Genomic DNA, 18,551 nt, shown 5'->3' on the forward strand with positions numbered 1-18,551 from the left:
AGGCTTCACTATCAAATCCTGATTATTTCATTATTTTGGATATGCTCTGCGCATTATTGATATTTTTATCACCAATTATGATTTTTTTGCCGTGTCCGATTCTTCTGGCGATTGCCATTCCAATCTGTCCGGCTCCGGTTAATAAGACTACATCATTCATAAATAGAATTATATTTTTAAAATATATAAATGTTGTTTTTTGCAACAATTAACTATGCATTCTATAATCAATTTTAAAATTATTTATATTAATTAATATCAATGTAATATTGATGAGTTTAGCATGGAATATTCTGATTGGTAATGGAATATCATTTATTGCAGGAATCTTTTTAATAATCAGCTATTGTGTCAATGATGTTAAAAAGGCTTACAAGTATCAGTTTTTTAATGCATTCATACTTTCAATATCTTCTGTTTTCTTTTTTTCCTGGACTGGAGTCGTTACCATGCTGATTGCAGCTTCAAGAAATCTTTTTGTTTATTACGACAGGTTAACTAAAAATTGGACGATTTTTTTTCTTTTGATTACTGTTGTTTTGGGTATTCATGTTAATAATTTAGGTTTTGTAGGTTTATTGCCTGTTTTTGCAATAATGGAAATTACTTTATGCAATTATTACTTAAAAGACATTAAATCCCTTAAGATTGGCTTTATTGTAAATAGTGCTATCTATATACTATATTTCTTGACTATTTTCGATATCTCTTCTGTTGCTATGGAGTCAATAACTGCACTGATAGGTTTAGTTTCACTTATTCAACTTGTAAGAAATAAATAATCTTTTGTTTTATTTAATATTTTATATTTGAGTTTATTTATTTGAATTTATAATCTTTATTTTATTATTTTAAATTTAAAACTATTTTTTCCAGTTATATTTATATTCGTGCTTTTTAAATCAAATAAATTAATGTTTCCAGGTTAATTATATTGTTCTCCAGTTAACTTTTTAATTCACTTGTTAACTATTTAGTTTCCCATTTAACTAATTGGTTTCTTTGTTTACTTTTTAATTCTCTTGTTAACTTTTTAGTTTTCTTGTTAACTAGTTAGTTTTCCTATAAACTAAATTTAAAGCCTTAATTTCTCGTTTTTTTCATAAAGTTTATATACTAAAAATTTAGGATATTATTACTGTAAAAATTAAATGGAGGCATAACTATAAAACTCAAAAACTTATTTATACTTTTGATATTTTTATTTATAGATCCATCAATTGCAGTTTCAGGACTCAATGTAACTCCTGAAATGTTGATATATGATTTAGAAACTTTTGGATTCATTTTTGAAACATTATGCATTAGAGATTTAAAAGTATATTCAGCACCACTTGGTGGAAAAGTGTTGTATTATAATGACGGTACTCTGGAAGTTGATTGTGTTTTGCAAATTGCTGATGGGCGTTATGGATTAATTGAGTTTAAATTAGGGGATAAAAGGATTGATGAGGGTGCACAATCTTTATTGAAAATAGATAAGTTGATTAAACAAAAAATTGCTGATGGAGATACACATATTCCAGAACCTAGCTTTTTAGCTGTTGTAACCGGTGATTCAATAGCAAAGATTCGAAAAGATGGAGTAATGGTAATTCCAATTGGCACATTGAGATAATTCTTTTATGGTATTTCTTGTTGACAATACTTTCAAAAATGGCTATAATTTATCTTAATAGTGAAAGAATACCCTGACCGTGTGACAAGCTAGAATCAGTAATTTGTCATATAATTGAATATATGTTCTATGAACTGATAATTTATTTTTTTGAAGTGTGATATTAAAAGTGAGATGTGTCAGTTATGTGGTCATATTTGATATGCTGGGCAATTATTATTTGACTATTTTATTATCTATTTGTTTTCATTTTATGAACACTTATTTATATAAATGTGTTTTTATTTTATGAACAATTATTTATATAATAACGTTTATAAATTATAAATGATTCTGTGCAGGTGATAAATGATGGAAGATGTAATTTATAATTATATAATAAAACAGCTGTCTGAAGTGCCAATGATTCTAAACAGGAAATTATCATATAAAAACATCAAGTTTAATAGTAAAAACGAATTTGATAAGCTCAGATTGATGATTGATAGTTTTTTAGATGGGGAATCTGAAGAGAGATACTTTGTACTTCCAGGAATTCGAGGGGTTGGAAAAACAACAATACTATACCAATGCTATGAATACTTGTTAAAGGAAAAAAACTTCAATTCAAGTGATCTGTTATATATTTCATGCGAAACAACAAATTTTGCAGGTCAAACAGATATCAAAAAAATAATAGAAATATATTTGGATAAAATTCACAATACAACTCCTGCACTTTTAGACAAAACGGTTTTCATTTTCATTGATGAAGCACACTTTGATGAGAACTGGGCAATGAATGGTAAAATTCTCTATGATGAGTCTCCATATATTTTCCTGATATTGACAGGTTCATCATCACTTCACCTGAATTACAATTCTGATGCAGCCAGAAGGCTCAATATACTGCCGGTAATGCCATTAAACTATTCACAGCACTTGAGCTTAAAATACAACTACCAAACGGATTTTGGAAATGATCTGATTGAGTTGATATTCACAGGAAACATTGAATCTGCACAGGAAAAGGAGCTTAAAATCCAAAAGGATTTAATAGGATTGAAAGATTATCCATTAAATGATTGGAACATTTACTTAAAATATGGTGGTTTTCCTGCAACATTCAACATCAAATTCGAGGATGTAATTGTATCAAAATTATGGACAATAATATCAAAAGTGATAACTGTCGATATGGCAAATGTATTCAATTTAAATAGGAACAATCAAAACTTGACTTATAAAACACTTGTATATCTTGCATCACAAAAACCGGGAGAAATATCACATGACAAACTGTCAAACTACTTGGATTGTGGCAAAACAACCATAAATAATATTATCAATATATTGGAAAAGACACAACTGATATTTCACAGTGAAGCTTATGGAGGGGCTTCTAAAAAAGTCAAAAAGCCATGGAAATATAACTTCGCAACGCCGAGTATCAGAAACTGCATAAATATAAAATTTGGAAACAATGCAGGATCAAAAAGTGAATATGATGGGATACTATTGGAAAATCAAATAGCATCCAATCTATTTAATCTAAATAACAGTAATGTCTCATTTGATTTCAATGTCTATTATGATTCACAAAAGGGAGGTGTTGATTTTATCGTTAAAAAATTATTCGGCAGTGCAATACCAATAGAATCGGGAATAGGGAGCAAAACAAAAAGGCAAGTAAAAAAAGCAATGAACAAATATGATGCAGATTATGGGATTGTAGTTTCAAATAAAACAGATTTCATAGAAAAGGAAGATGATGTGATATTCATACCTCCAAAAACATTTTCTTTTTTATCTAAATGATGCAAGAATACCACGACATCTTCAAGGTCGTGGATGAATTGCAAGTTGGGTTATACCTTTGTGAATTGTTATTTATTGGGTTTCATTTGCCATGATAATTGATTTTAATATTTTTTTGTATGGGTATTTATAATTCAGTGTACTTTCAGTTTTTTTTGGAGCATTTATTTTTGTATTTTTTTTGATATGTATCACTTTTACAATGGAAAATTTGTAGTTTCATTTGTATTTCACGGGTGTTTATTTAATGTTTCTTGTTGTTTTTTAAACGTAGTTGATTTTTGTGGGCGATATTACTTTTCAAATGCTCTCTGGGTATCTTTATATATTAATGGAGCATAAATTGTACTATTATGTGAAGATGGGTTAATAGTGTGGTGTTTTATGTTATGGTGGATGTTAAAAAGGGAATGAAGGTTAAGATTTATCCTACTCAGGAGCAGAAGGATTGTTTTCATAGGAATTTTGGTTGCTGTCGCAAGGCCCATAATGTCGTTCTTGACAAATACAATAAAATGCACAGTAACGATTCCAACCTAAGACCCACATTTACATTCTTAAATAAACTACTAAATGAAGCCAAGAGGGAATTTCCTTATTTGGAGGATGTAGAATCAACAAGTCTCCAACAGGAAATAAGAGACTTGGCCACATCATTCGATAATTTCTTTAAAAATCCATCACACTTCAATAAACCCCATTTTCACAAAAAGAAAACAGTTAAACTATCATTCAGACAAACAATAAGACAAGACATTAGAATCATCCAAAAAAATAAAATGATTCTGAGAAAATATGGCAAAGTAAAATTCCACACAAGCCAAGAATACTTCCAAATACAAAACGACAAAAATACAAAATTCAACAATGTAACAATCTCCTTTGATGGAATAGACTACTTTGCAACATTCAACATTGATTTCACTGAAGAAGAATGGGAACTAACAGGTAAAAATGTAGGTTGTGATATTAATTCAAATGTAAACGGCTGGCTGGTCACAAGCGATGAGGAAAAGGAATACTTTGACATTGACCATGAAAACCAAATGGTCAAATTAATCAACCGGATAATGGCCAAATGCACAAATGGAAGCAAAAAATGGAAAAAACAGAAAATCAGACTATTAAAATGGTATCATCAACGATCCAATAAACTTGACGACTATATAGAGAAACTTTCAACAGAAATGGTCAAAAAATATGATGCCATAGTATTTGAGAAAAATTACTCAAAAATTAAAATATTGATTGGTGGCGAGCAAAACATGGTGTTTCCACTCACAAAATTCATAACTAAACTACAAGACAAATTTGCTAGGCACAAACCTCAAGCAGAAGGCGTAGTATTTGTAGATGCAAAATATACCAGTAAAAAATGTCATTTTTGCGGAAACATCAACCATGAATTAGATGTGAAAACTCGAAAATGGAAATGTCCAAACTGCGGTAAAATACTAGACCGTGACATTAACGCCGCCATTAATATTTTGAACCGGTGGGACTACGGGGATAGCCTAGAAAACGCCAAATAAACAAGTGGCACAAAAAAACAAATCTAGGAATCCTCGATTTCTACAAAGTCGAGGTAGTTCAAGTGCGACAAGATAGAGTCTCCAATTCCCTTATAAAGTCAGTAAACTGAATATTAATTTAGATAAATTAATATAAATGTTTAATCCTTGTTGTGTAGGATTTCCCCCATTGAAATCTCAAATCTGGCAACGGATTTAGAGAGTTGCATGATATTATGCCTAATTTAATGAGAGTATTCCGATTTAAAAGGCTAGGGGAAGAATAAGAATGGTCAACGTTATGTGAACAATTGTAAGCATCGTCACCTCGGAAGCAGGTGGGATACATTGCAGAATATTTTCTGCTACTGCTATGCAATTAGGAAATAAGTAGTTTGAACGTACTTATATTTCACAACCCATAGAATTGCCGGTGTAAAGATTGGACCTTCCCTTATTCGTATCTGACGGGAGATTAACTTGGTAAGCCATTTGAAGTCCAAAAAAAAAATTTTTTGGTAAGCCGATTGTGAAAGAAGCCGAATTCTTCAGGTGGTAGAGGATTTTGAAGAAAGCGAATGCCGTTATAGTCGAAAGACAGCAGTAAACTGGGAATATAATAACTGTGAACGGATACCGTTCTTTATGAACGGCATGGAAACATGGCTGAATTTCAAAGAGTAGACAACGTGTAAATAAAACTAGGATTCTTGTTTATTGAAAGGATGGTGATCAGATGAGTTATACTCAAAACTATGATGTTTTAGAGTCCACAGCATCATACACTACAATTTGGCGAGAAACCAATTGGAAGAAAGTCAACAGGTATGTAAATAAACTAAGACATAGGATATTTCGTGCTGAAAGTGAAGGAAATAGTAGAAAGGTTAGAGATTTACAAAGACTGCTAATTCGCAGTAAGGCGGCTTTGAAATTAGCAATACGTAGAGTTACTCAAACCAATAAAGGTAAGAGGACTCCGGGTGTTGATGGTTTTACAGCCATGAATGATGCCAAACGAGGAAAATTATTTGTTAAACTGAATAATAGAGATATTAAGAAACATAAGCCAAAACCTGTCAAACGTATTTATATTCCAAAAAAGAACGGTAAAAAACGTTCTTTAGGAATACCAACTATAATCGATAGAGTATATCAGGAGTTGCTTCGTCTTGCGTTAGAACCACAATGGGAGGCTCGTTTTGAACCCACCAGTTACGGTTTTAGACCCGCAAGAAGGACTCATGACGCGCTAGAGAGGATATTTTTCAATACCAAATCTGGCAAGTGGAGTCAAGTTTTCGAAGGCGATTTTGTGCGACAAGAAGTATCTCTTTCTTCATTTTAAGCAGTGAAAATTCATTAAAATGGATTTTCAATCCCTGTTGTGTTGGGATTTCCCCCCTTGAAACTCTTAATTGAGTAATTGATTAGGAGGTTGCATGATTGTATGTCTAATCAGAATTTAGTATTCGAATTCTGAAGGCTAGGGGAAGGATAAGAACGATTAATCTTTATGGTGAACGGATGTAAGCGTCGTAACTTCGAACAATAGGTGGAATACGATGTTTTCCTATTAGTTAGGATGACTACTATTGTCTTGCAGACTGGAAATAAATATTGAAATCATATTTATATTGCACAACCCATATGTCTGTCGGTGTATAGTCCGAATCGTCCCTTATTCGTATCTGATTGGAGATAAACTTGGTAAACCCCACGAGGTCCCGATTAAGGTCGGGTAAACGGATTGTGAATGATGTTTAATTCCTTAGGGGGTAGAGGATTTCAAAGAAAGCAAATGCCGTTATTAACCGAAAGGTAGCAGGAAGAAATGAAGATATGTAACTGTGAACGGATATCACTCCATTGTGGGTGGCAGGGATAACCTGGCTGACTTTTGAATGGTATGCAACGTGTATATAATGCGTATTTGTATAAAACTATTAAAGGATGGTGACTAATAATGAGATTAACTCCAAATGATAACATTTGTGAGCCCGCGAAACCAGATGCAACCGATTGGGAAAGTATTAAATGGTACAAAGTCAATCGGCATGTAGATAGTTTACAAAAACGAATATATCGTGCTAGTAAAGATAATGATAAGAAAAAAGTCCGTGATTTACAAAGACAATTGATGAGAAGTAATTCTGCTTTGTTAAAAGCAATTAATAGAGTTACTAAAGAAAATAAAGGAAAATCAACTCCTGGCATTGATGGTTTTAAAGCTACAAGTGACCGTGCTCGTGGTAAACTATTTGACATGCTCAAAAAGGAGAAAATGAAATTACATAAACCTAAACCTGCGTATCGAAAATACATTCCTAAAAAGAACGGTAAATTAAGGTCTTTGGGTATTCCCACTATTAAAGACCGTATTTATCAGGAGATAATTCGTATGGCATTAGAACCCGAATGGGAAGCGAAATTTGAACCTACAAGTTATGGATTTCGTCCCAAAAGAAGTACACACGATGCTGCGAGAAGAATACACTATAACATCAAATGGAATAAATGGTGTTGGGTGTACGAAGGAGATTTTCGCTCTTGCTTCGATACACTAAACCATGATTTCATACTTAAACAAATCAAAGGCTTTCCTCATTATAATCTTGTTAAAAGATTTTTGGAAGCTGGATATGTTGATAATGGTGTATTTCATAATACTCTTGAAGGAACTCCTCAAGGAGGATTACTCTCTCCACTACTTGCAAATATTGCATTACATGGTATGGGGGAAATATTAGGTATATCATACGCTAGATATGAAAATAAAAGAGGAATAACATATGCTTCTAGGGGCAAATACCGTATGGTGAGGTATGCTGATGATTTTTTGATTTTTGCACAATCTAAAGAAGATATACTGAAAGTCGAAAGCATCTTACAACCTTATCTTGACGAAAGAGGTTTGGTTTTAGCTGAGGATAAAACATTCATTAAACATATTTCCGAAGGATTCGATTTCTTAGGTTTCAATTTTAGACAATATAAAACCAAAGACGGTTTATTGTGCTTAAATAAACCTTCTAAGGATAGTATAAATAAGTTTAAAATGAAAATTGATGATATATGTAAATCCTGTTATGGAAATAATGTGGGAGTTTTAATAAGGCGACTGAATCCAGTCATTCGAGGTACTGCTAATTATTGGAGACATGTTGTTTCAAAGAAAGTATTCGGTGCTATGGATGATTATATTTGGAATAAAATATATAAGTTCTTGCGAAGATTACATGGAAACAAAGGTAAAAAGTGGATTAAACAAAGATATTTTCCTTATTTCAATAACGGTAGATATACTGGCAATTGGATTTTGACTGATCCATTGACTGGTGATTATCTAATTAAAATGAAATGGACTCCTATTAGGCGACATATTATGATAAAACATGATTATAGTCCTTATGATAAAGATAAAATTGATTATTTTGATATGCGCGATAAAAGATATTCTTATTTTACTGGATAAATGCATACTTGAGCCCATTGTATCGAAAGGTACACGATGGGTTCTTAGGAGAGGCAAGGAGAGTAATCTCCTTGTTTTATCCGACAAGGCTTGCTTCGATACGATAAGTCATGAGTTTATACTCAAGAAACTTGATGGATTTCCTTATGTTGACGTGATAGAGAAAATTCTTAAGGCAGGATATAATGACGAAGGAAATTTCTTTCCCACAGAGCAAGGGACTCCTCAAGGAGGCTTATTATCTCCACTATTGGCCAATATTGCATTAACTGGACTTGAAGACTATCTTAACATCTCATATAAGAAATCGTTTCGCAAAGATGGATATGAAATTATTACAACTCATGGAAATTATCGTTCTGTGAGATACGCTGATGATTTTCTTATCTTTGCCCAAACCAAGGAAGAAATCGAAGAAGTTTACAATATCTTAGAACCATATTTAGAAGAAAGAGGGTTAATCCTAGCAGAGGATAAAACCGACACTACTACAATATACGAAGGATTCGATTTCCTTGGATTTAATATTAGAAGTGAAGATGGGAATAAATGTATTATTAAACCATCCAAAGACAGTCTAAAAGAGGCGAGAGCCATTATCAATGAGGTCTTCGGTCATATGAAAGGGCATAATGTAGGTGAATTAATATCCGTGTTAAATCCCGTTATTGATGGGATTGCAGAATATTGGAAACCATTATGTTCTACGGATGCATTTCATGCCATAGACCATCATATATGGACTAGGACATGGATTTTCTTAAATCATCTCCACTCTGGTAAGAGTAAAGAGTGGATAGTTTCCAAATATTTTCCAAAACCGGAAAAGAATGCTAAACATAATGACCGATGGATTTTAACAGACCCAAAATCTGGAGAACAATTACACAAAATGCGTCAGGTCAATATTGAAAGGCACACGATGGTTAAAGGTAATTATTCCCCACTAGATAGAAGTAAATTTGAATATTTTAAGAAAAGATTCAATTCTAATAAGAATTACTTCAGATAAATGTCTATTTGAGCCGTATGTCTTGAAAGGGACACGTACGGTTCTTGGGAGAGTGCGGGAGAGCAATCTCCCAATCTTATCCGACAGAAATTACTGCCTTAATATTTCAGCCCTTTCACGTAATTTTCAAGCAGTTCAAAGAGTTCTTCTTTTGTGCTTGTTTGAAATATCTTCTTTTTGATTTCCTGGCTTCCATGGAGATTTTTCATATAATATGCGGCATTTGTCCTAAGTTTGTGCATCAGGACCTTATCTTCGTAATCTTCAATAATCATCTGTGAATGCCTTTTAAACATGTCCAGCTTTTCTTTTGATGATACTCTTTGAGGTTCTATTCCTTCATCGATATAATCTATGCACTGTTTTACAATCCATGGATTTCCCAAAATGCCTCTTCCTATCATTACTGCATCACAGCCTGTAAAATCAAGCATGGCCTTTGCATCGTAGCATGTTCTGATATCTCCGTTTCCAATGACTGGAATTGACAATTCCTCTTTTATGTCTTTTATTATTGACCAGTCTGCTGGAATGTCATATCTCTGATGTCTTGTACGTGGATGAACGGTTATGGCGGATGCCCCTGCATCTTCAATGATTTTTGCAATTTCAAGTGCGTTGTTTTCATCCCATCCGCTTCTTATTTTTGCTGTAACTGGGATGGGGACTGTATCTACAACGCTTTTTATTATGTCTTCCACTTTATCAGGACTTTTAAGCAGTGCGCTTCCAGCTCCTGATTTTACTGCCACTTTCGTAACCGGACATCCCATATTGATGTCGATGATTTCAGGAGACATGTTTTTGTAAATGTATTCGGCGGCGATTTTGAATGATTCGGAATCTGATCCGAATATCTGCTGGGCAATAGGCCTTTCGTAATCGGTCATATGAAGCATTTCGCGGGTCTTTCTGTTTAAATGCATCACTGCTCTTGTTGAAACCATTTCAGTTTCTATCAGTCCGCAGCCCATTGACTTGACGATTCTTCTATATGCTGAATCACAGATTCCTGCCATCGGGGCTAAAACAATCTGATTTTCTATTTCCACATTGCCTATTTTCCATTTCATATACGTAGTCTCATCTAAAAATAATTGTTTATGATATATATTTGATTAAAATTATTTAATGGTTAATGAAAATAGCCATTATTTCAAAATCTTTGTTTTAATAATGGCTATCTTTTAGTATTTTAGTGTTGGACTTCTTTGTAGAAATCTTCATTTTTCGCAGGCAGCTTTGTAAATATTATTGGAAGTGCAATCAATACAATAAGTAATATTGCTTTTATGGTAATGCTTACAGGATCTTCATCTGCAAGTGATGAGAGGATTCCTTGAATCCAAAGGAATAAAATACATATTGGTAATATGAATTTAATAACAGTTTTCCAAGTTTTTCCTACTTTTATTTTTGAATTTTCATTTAAAGTAGCTATCAATTTATCAAAATCGTATATCCATCCGAATATTATACATTCAAGAAGCACTGCAAATAATAATGCAAAGTTATTTAAGAATGCATCAAATACTCCAAGAATTAAGCTTCCAGCCCCTGTTGCAAATATTGATGAGACACATACTCCAACAATACATACAATAGTTGCTGATTTTTTACGTGAAAAATTGAATTTTTCTGAAATTGAATAACATACTCCCTCTAAAAGTGCAATGATTGAAGTAATTCCTGCAAAGAATATGCACAGGAAGAATAGAGGTCCTATGATGTTTGCACTCGGTCCCATCACATTGAATACCTGCGGGAATACAACAAATGCCAGGCCTGTTCCTTCAGTTACCAATTCATTGAATGGTATTCCGCTAGTCATTGCCATGAATCCTAAAATGGAAAAGATTCCTATTGAGTTAAAAACTTCAAATCCTGAGTTTGAAAATGCTACGACTATTGCATTGTCTGTTAATTTGGATCCTTCAGGCAGGTAACTTGCATATGTAAGTGCAATTGCCATACCTAGACTTAAGGAAAATACGATTTGACCGAATGCGGCAAGCCAAACATTCGGATTTAATAATGCATTCCAATCAGGAGTGAATATTTGGGTATATCCTATTGATGCACCAGGCAATGTTAAGGAAAATATTACAATAATCACTACGATTATACAAAGTAGCGGAAGTAAAACCTTGCTTACTTTTCCTATTCCGTCGTTTAAGTTAGTTCTCAATATTGCCCATGTAACAAACCAAATGGCCACGATTGATGCTAATACTGCAGGCACTATAGTTGTTATTCCATCTATTGAATCTGTTGCCTGCAATACGGACTGTGAAAAGAATAAATCAGGATTTGATCCCCATGCTTTTGTAAAGCTTAAGACAACATATATCAAATCCCATCCGACTACACAGATGTAATACGTTGTAATTAAAAACACGATTGTCAAAACAAACCATGCTACAGGCTCAAGTTTATTATACACTGAGTATAATATCTTTGATAGTGATGTCTTGAATTTATATCCAACTGCATATTCTACTAAAACAAATGAGATTCCTAAAAGGAATAATGATACGATGTAGGGTATCATAAATGATCCTCCACCATTGGAGTACAATACATTTGGGAATCTCCAGATGTTACCAAGTCCAACAGCAGAACCTATCATTGCTAAAATAAATGTTATATTACTGTTCCACACACTTTTATTTTCATTCGACATTTATATCACTTAATTATATAATTTAGATTTTTCCTTAATATATAATTGGTGATTTCTATATGTTTAATTATCAAATAAAAGCATTAGATTAATTATTATAAAAATTAAGCAATTTTTTTAAAAGTGAATAATATTTTTATAATATTTTAAAAAATAGAACATTTTTCATTAAAATGATTTAAATAAAAAAAGAGGAAATTAGGATTATAATCCTAATCTGCTAAATATTCCATCTAAAGAGAAGCCGCCTGAATTGTTTCCTACAATTTCAGTCACTTGATTTGTGTAGTTTGCAACATCTCCCTGTACAGCCTGAACTCCACCGATACTTGTAGCAAGGTTTTCAATACTGCTGTTTGACATATTGATGTTGTTATTTACTGTATAGTTGTAAATAATGTTTACAATAGTGGAGTGGTCTGTGATATTATTTTGTTGTACAGTTTCTTTAACGTTGTCCACTAATTTTGTTAAGTTTTCTGCACTTACATTATCTTTTTGTACGATTTCTGATTCTGTGTAAATTTCTTCGTTAGCAGCTTTTTTTACAGTATCAGGTATTTGAACATTGGTTGCTGCTTCGTATGAATTCATAATGCCGGCAAGTGCGGATTCACCGGTTGCAGATACTGGACTGGTTACATATGCATGTCCATGAGTAACTCCAGCAGATTTTAGTGCTGAGATGTACATATCCGCAGTAATAGTGGTGATTTTTGATTTATCCACAGTTACTTTAATATTTCCTTGTTCGCTTAAGTCAACTAATGCACATGAGAATATTTGATCTGAACCATAGGTTTTTCCTGTTATGGTACTTGAGATTTTATTCACATCAGCTGCTGTAATAGTTTTGGAGTCAATATTTTTCACATCAACTTTTGCCTGTTGATTAAAGAAGTTATCCACAGTAGACTTATAGTTTGCATTATTATAAGTCGTTTCACCATAGGTAATCACTTTGGTATTTGATTGAGCTGAAAACCCAATAGGCAAAGCGATACCAACAATAACAATTGATAAGAGTATTATACCAATCAAAGATTTGCGCATATTTTCACCTCTAAATTATAATTATAATAAGTAGTATTTAAATATATATGTAGGTAAGTTGTGTTTATATATAAATGCATTGAAAATCAGAGTATAAACAAAGGTGTTGAAGTTGATAAGTGATAAAAAAGCTATTGATATGGCCAGAAATCTTGAAAAGATTGATATTGATGTTAAAAAAACAATAGAAAAAGCATCAACTGCAGGTTATTTGGGAGAAGAACATTTTTACTGCAGTGTAATACAAAACGGTTCTTATACTCTTCCTATTGATAGACTATTTGAGGAAAATCCTCCAAAATTAAAATTGGATAACTTTTACTTTGATTTGGTATCAAAAGCCCTGGATGATGAAGGCATTTATATTTCACTGGCTTACTGCAATCCCGAAATGATGGTTTCGCCTGATGCAGTTGATGAGCTGATATCATATGATGAATATGAACTGGAAGCAGATGAGCTCTATTTCAAAAAGCAGTATGTTCTTGTCACTTCCAACTCAACAAAGGTCTTTGAAATCTATGAGGAGGAAGGCATTCCCGGCCATAAGCCAACAGATGATTTAGGCATAATCGTAAAATATGACAAAGGCCAGTATTATTCCTATTTTGCAGTAAGGTCAACTGACCTGTGCATGTCATCACTTCAGCTATTCCCTCTTAATGAAAACTTGCCTAAGGAAAATGAGTTTTCACTTCTAAATCCAATAAATAAAATTCTGATTGAAATGATGGGTGATGTTATCGTTTTAAAAAATGAGTAACATATTAATTTTACATGTTTTCTAATCGAATTCCCATTTAATTTTTTTATTTAACATCCATTGTGATTGGCTCGTTATGCTGATTACATCGTTTGTTGTCTTTTTTAGTTGCGAATAGATTTTTTGACTTTTTTTGGCAGATTTTATGTGAGAACTGATATTTTTCATTGGTCAATGCCATGTAAAATTTTATATACAAATATTAAAATATATAATATTATATATAATCTCAATTATTTTTTTTAATTTGATTTTGATTGTATATTTACATGTTTTATACAGGTGTTAAAAAAATGAACAATAAAATATTTATTATACTATTTTTCCTGTTTGCATTAATATCTGTGTCTGCTGTTTCGGCGGCGGATGCGGATGGAAACAATGATACGATTGTTTCATCAGCTAATGCGGAGATACTTTCCGCTGCAAATGATGTTAATGCAATAGACGATTTGAATAAAGATTATTCCGACAGTGATGATAAGGCACTTGCAAATGATGCCAAATCACTTGCTTTCGGTAAAAACAATGAAATTATTGGTGCGACATATGAGGAAGCTAACGGGGACTCAGCATCTCCAGTACTTGGTGCAGGCGAGTATGATGTTAATATAGAATGTTGGACTGCGTCATATGATGAATTTAGAACTGAATTTGAGGCTCATATTCAGGGACCGGATCAACCTGTTGGTCGTCTCCAGTTAGATGTCGATGGTAAGCAGGTGGCTTCCGTTGATATTGATAGACCTGGTCAGTTGTTCTCATGTGATCCTGTGAATGCCGGTACCCATACTTGGTCTGCCAACTTCCAGCCTAATGGTGGTGGTGACACAAGTAGCGGAAGCGGATCGTTTACAATAAATAAGGCCGATTCCTCTATTAATATTATAAATCCTTCAATTGAAATCGACGTTGGTGCCAGTGCAAATTTAAATTTATATGTTGATATGTACCCTTATTCAGCTAGTCCAAGTTTTTCTTCAAGTGATGATAATGTTGCTAAAGTTGAAAACGGCCAAATTACAGGTGTTGGTGTAGGTACTGCAACAATTACAGTTTCATTTGCAGGAAATACAAATTATAATGCTGCTGAAAACAAGACTATCACTGTTACTGTAAACGAAGACAAGATACGTGCGAATTGGACTTATATTAGTATGGCCGGCAAGGAAGTAAGTATTACTGGCGTTATACCTGTTCCATGGAACTATTATCCTGAATGTTATGTGAAATATGCTAATGGCACTGCTTTGCCTGTCGGTACAAAAATTACAATTTCATGTCAGGGTGAACAAAATTATACTATCAACGCTGTTACTCAGGAAGATGGTTTATTCAATGTTAATTTAAGTAATGTTAAACTTGGAGAATATAAGACTACTTTCTCTGCTGAAAATTATACTGATGCAAAAGCTACAGTATATGTAGTTAAAGCATTAACTGAAATTAATGTTACCGATACTAATGTTTCTTTAAAAGTTAATAAGAATGTTCCTGCAAGCGCTACTTTAACTCCTGCTGATGCAGGTAACTTGACATACACTTCAAGCAATTCCAGCATTGCAATTGTTGAAAATGGTAAAATTAAGGGTATTAAGGAAGGTAAAGCTAACATTACTGTCAGCTTCGCTGAAAATGAAATGTATTTTGCTGCTAAAAATAAGACAATTGAGGTTACTGTAACTTTAAATGATGCTAGTGTTGCCGCTGAGGATATTACTTTGGATATTGGTGCTAATGCCACTATTGCTGCTACTACAACTCCTGAAGGTTTGAAAGTTGATTACACTCCGGATAACTCTGGTGTTGTGACTGTTGAAGATGGTGTTGTCACTGGTGTTAAAGTGGGTACTGCTAAAGTCACATTAACTGTCGGTGGAGATGAAGTATATGCTGAAAACTCAACCACCATTACCGTAACAGTTAAAAAGATTGATACTACTATTCTTGCTGAGGAATCTTTAGAGTTGACCATTGGTTCTAATGATACTGTTCTTGTTGTTATTGAACCTATTAGTGCTAATTTAAATGCTACTTTTGCTTCCAGCAATCCTTCTATTGTGACTGTTGACGATGATGGTAATGTTAAGGCTGTTGGCGTAGGTAATGCTACAATCACTGTCAGTTATGCCGGTGATGATAAGTATAATGCTGCTGAAAACAAGACTATCACTGTTACTGTAAACGAAGACAAGATACGTGCGAATTGGACTTATATTAGTATGGCCGGCAAGGAAGTAAGTATTACTGGCGTTATACCTGTTCCATGGAACTATTATCCTGAATGTTATGTGAAATATGCTAATGGCACTGCTTTGCCTGTCGGTACAAAAATTACAATTTCATGTCAGGGTGAACAAAATTATACTATCAACGCTGTTACTCAGGAAGATGGTTTATTCAATGTTAATTTAAGTAATGTTAAACTTGGAGCATATCAGACTACTTTCTCTGCTGAAAATTATACTGATGCAAAAGCTACAGTATATGTAGTTAAAGCATTAACTGAAATTAATGTTACCAATACTAATGTTTCTTTAAAAGTTAATGAGAATGTTCCTGCAAGCGCTACTTTAACTCCTGCTGATGCAGGTAACTTGACATACACTTCAAGCAATTCCAGTATTGCAATTGTTGAAAATGGTAAAATTAAGGGTATTAAGGAAGGTAAAGCTAACATTACTGTCAGCTTCGCTGAAAATGAAATGTATTTTGCTGCTAAAAATAAGACAATTGAGGTTACTGTAACTTTAAATGATGCTAGTGTTGCCGCTGAGGATATTACTTTGGATATTGGTGCTAATGTCACTATTGCTGCTACTACAACTCCTGAAGGTTTGGAAGTTGATTACACCCCAGATAACTCTGGTGTTGTGACTGTTGAAGATGGTGTTGTCACTGGTGTTAAAGTGGGTACTGCTAAAGTCACATTAACTGTCGGTGGAGATGGAGTATATGCTGAAAACTCAACCACCATTACCGTAACAGTTAAAAAGATTGATACTAATATTACTGTTGATGAAGAGTCTTTGGACTTGAGAGTTGGTGATGATTCTAGTGTTACTGCTACTTTGACTCCTGCTGATGCTGGTAATGTTACTTTCACTTCCAGTAATCCTTCTGTTGTGACTGTTGATAAGAATGGTAATGTTAAGGCTGTTGGCGTAGGTAATGCTACAATTACTGTCAGTTATGCCGGTGATGATAAGTATAATGCTGCTGAAAACGTTACTGTTGCTGTGACTGTTAAAGACCCTAAGCAAAATACTACAATGGATATTGTTACTGGTGAAGTTGTTGAGGATGAAAACTCTACAATCACTGTAAACTTGCCTGAAGATGCTACTGGTAATGTTACTGCTGTTGTTGAAGGCGAAGAGTACACTGCTCCTGTTGTTAACGGTACTGCAAATATTTCGGTTCCTGGCTTAAGGCCTGGAAACTATTCTGTTCCTGTAACATACTCCGGTGACGACAAGTACAACCCTGCTACAGAAAAAATTACATACAATGTTGAAGAGGTTGACAAATCAGATATCATTTCAGCTCCTGATGTTACCAAATACTTCAATGGGCCTGAAAGATTTGTTGTAAACATTACTGATTATAAAGGCAATCCTGTTGCTAACAGATCTGTCAGCATTGTAATCAACGGTAAAGAATATAACAAAACTACTGATACAAATGGTACTGCAAGCATTGCTTTAGGATTAAACAGTGGTGTTTATAATGCTACTGTAACTGTTGGAAATGAAACCTTAAATCCAGTAGTTACTGTATTGTCTACCGTTAACGGTACTGATGTTGTAAAAGTCTACAGAAATGATACACAGTACTACGCTACTTTCCGTGACAGCGAAGGTAACTACCTCAAAGACGGAACTGCTGTTAGATTCAACATCAATGGTGTAATGTATGACCGTAAAATCTCAGGTAGTGAAGGTTTAGCTAAATTGAACATTAACCTTAATCAGGGTAATTATGTGATTACAGCAACCAACCTTGAAACCGGTGAAAACGCTGCAAACAACATTACAATCATTTCCAGACTCGTAGAAAACAGTGACATTACCAAATACTACAGAAACGCAACACAATACACTGTTAAAGTGATTGGTGATGACGGTAATCCTGTTGGTGCCGGTGAAACCGTAACATTCAACATTAACGGAGTATTCTATAACCGTACTACCAATGCATCAGGCATTGCTAAGTTAAACATTAATTTGCCGCCTGGAGATTACATAATCACTGCAGAATATAAAAACTGTAAGGTATCCAACAATATTAAGGTATTGCCTGTTTTATCTGCTAAGGACTTGAATAAAAAGTACGGCACTCCGGATCAGTTTGTTGCAACACTCCTTGACGGTCAGGGAAAAGCTCTGGCTGGTGAAACTGTTCAGTTTAATGTAAACGGTGTTTTATATAACAGAGTAACTGACAGTGACGGTCATGCTAAGCTTAACATCAGATTGATGGCTGGACAATACATTATAACTTCAAGTTATAATGGTGCAAGCATAGCAAACAATATAGTTATAACTGCATAGTGTGAATATTTCATTCACACTATTTTTTTTAGAATATTCTCTTTTTTTTATCTATCTGATTTTTACCGGGTCAAGGCAATATTTAC

The 18,551-nt window shown here is 33.6% G+C and carries 13 protein-coding genes and 1 pseudogene; 9 read left to right on the forward strand and 5 right to left on the reverse strand.

From position 1 onward, the window contains the following. Positions 1-22: 22 nt before the first annotated feature. Positions 23-160 carry a hypothetical protein gene (locus SM9_RS12125; protein ID WP_198144397.1) on the reverse strand — a complete coding sequence of 46 codons (138 nt, stop codon included), beginning with the start codon at positions 158-160 and terminating at the stop codon, positions 23-25. A 112-nt stretch (positions 161-272) separates the two neighbouring features. Between SM9_RS12125 and SM9_RS01050 the strand changes: the two genes are divergently transcribed. The 7 genes and pseudogenes from SM9_RS01050 (at position 273) to SM9_RS01080 (ending at position 9,413) form a co-directional block, all read left to right on the forward strand. After that, entirely contained in the window at positions 273-782 is a 510-nt protein-coding gene (locus SM9_RS01050) for a YgjV family protein (protein WP_058738375.1), read from the forward strand. Positions 783-1,204: 422 nt separating this feature from the next. Then, positions 1,205-1,618: pseudogene (locus tag SM9_RS01055) on the forward strand (DUF4143 domain-containing protein); the annotation flags it as partial. Between the two features lie 351 nt (positions 1,619-1,969). Then, positions 1,970-3,415, forward strand: coding sequence for an ATP-binding protein (locus tag SM9_RS01060; RefSeq protein ID WP_058738377.1), 1,446 nt, complete (start codon positions 1,970-1,972; stop codon positions 3,413-3,415). 389 nt (positions 3,416-3,804) lie between these two features. Then, a complete protein-coding gene (locus SM9_RS01065; RefSeq protein WP_058738378.1) occupies positions 3,805-4,947 on the forward strand; it encodes an RNA-guided endonuclease InsQ/TnpB family protein in 1,143 nt (380 codons plus the stop codon). A gap of 715 nt (positions 4,948-5,662) precedes the next feature. Then, positions 5,663-6,274, forward strand: coding sequence for a reverse transcriptase N-terminal domain-containing protein (locus SM9_RS01070; protein ID WP_058738379.1), 612 nt, complete (start codon positions 5,663-5,665; stop codon positions 6,272-6,274). A 618-nt stretch (positions 6,275-6,892) separates the two neighbouring features. Next, positions 6,893-8,401, forward strand: coding sequence for a group II intron reverse transcriptase/maturase (ltrA, locus tag SM9_RS01075; RefSeq protein ID WP_058738380.1), 1,509 nt, complete (start codon positions 6,893-6,895; stop codon positions 8,399-8,401). After that, complete coding sequence (locus SM9_RS01080) at positions 8,361-9,413, forward strand: reverse transcriptase domain-containing protein (RefSeq protein WP_198144399.1); 1,053 nt, start codon at positions 8,361-8,363, stop codon at positions 9,411-9,413. Before ltrA ends, SM9_RS01080 begins: the two co-directional genes overlap by 41 nt. A gap of 98 nt (positions 9,414-9,511) precedes the next feature. Here the strand turns inward: SM9_RS01080 and dusB are convergent, their stop codons facing one another. The 3 genes from dusB to SM9_RS01095 all read right to left on the reverse strand — a co-directional run bounded on the left by dusB (position 9,512) and on the right by SM9_RS01095 (position 13,149). After that, on the reverse strand, positions 9,512-10,486 hold the full coding sequence (dusB, locus tag SM9_RS01085; protein ID WP_058738382.1) for a tRNA dihydrouridine synthase DusB: 975 nt from the start codon (positions 10,484-10,486) through the stop codon (positions 9,512-9,514). 122 nt (positions 10,487-10,608) lie between these two features. Further along, on the reverse strand, positions 10,609-12,096 hold the full coding sequence (locus SM9_RS01090) for a sodium-dependent transporter (protein ID WP_058738383.1): 1,488 nt from the start codon (positions 12,094-12,096) through the stop codon (positions 10,609-10,611). A 204-nt stretch (positions 12,097-12,300) separates the two neighbouring features. Next, on the reverse strand, positions 12,301-13,149 hold the full coding sequence (locus SM9_RS01095) for a DUF1002 domain-containing protein (RefSeq protein ID WP_058738384.1): 849 nt from the start codon (positions 13,147-13,149) through the stop codon (positions 12,301-12,303). Between the two features lie 112 nt (positions 13,150-13,261). Here SM9_RS01095 and SM9_RS01100 point away from each other — a divergent pair, with 112 nt between their 5' ends. Further along, a complete protein-coding gene (locus SM9_RS01100; RefSeq protein ID WP_058738385.1) occupies positions 13,262-13,912 on the forward strand; it encodes a hypothetical protein in 651 nt (216 codons plus the stop codon). A gap of 46 nt (positions 13,913-13,958) precedes the next feature. Here the strand turns inward: SM9_RS01100 and SM9_RS12445 are convergent, their stop codons facing one another. Continuing rightward, positions 13,959-14,093 carry a hypothetical protein gene (locus SM9_RS12445; protein WP_269744791.1) on the reverse strand — a complete coding sequence of 45 codons (135 nt, stop codon included), beginning with the start codon at positions 14,091-14,093 and terminating at the stop codon, positions 13,959-13,961. A 112-nt stretch (positions 14,094-14,205) separates the two neighbouring features. Here SM9_RS12445 and SM9_RS01105 point away from each other — a divergent pair, with 112 nt between their 5' ends. Then, positions 14,206-18,465: an Ig-like domain-containing protein gene (locus tag SM9_RS01105; protein ID WP_058738386.1), complete on the forward strand. Its 4,260-nt coding sequence runs from the start codon at positions 14,206-14,208 to the stop codon at positions 18,463-18,465. Positions 18,466-18,551 lie beyond the last annotated feature (86 nt).

It is taken from the genome of Methanobrevibacter millerae (assembly GCF_001477655.1).
GTDB lineage: Archaea > Methanobacteriota > Methanobacteria > Methanobacteriales > Methanobacteriaceae > Methanocatella > Methanocatella millerae_A.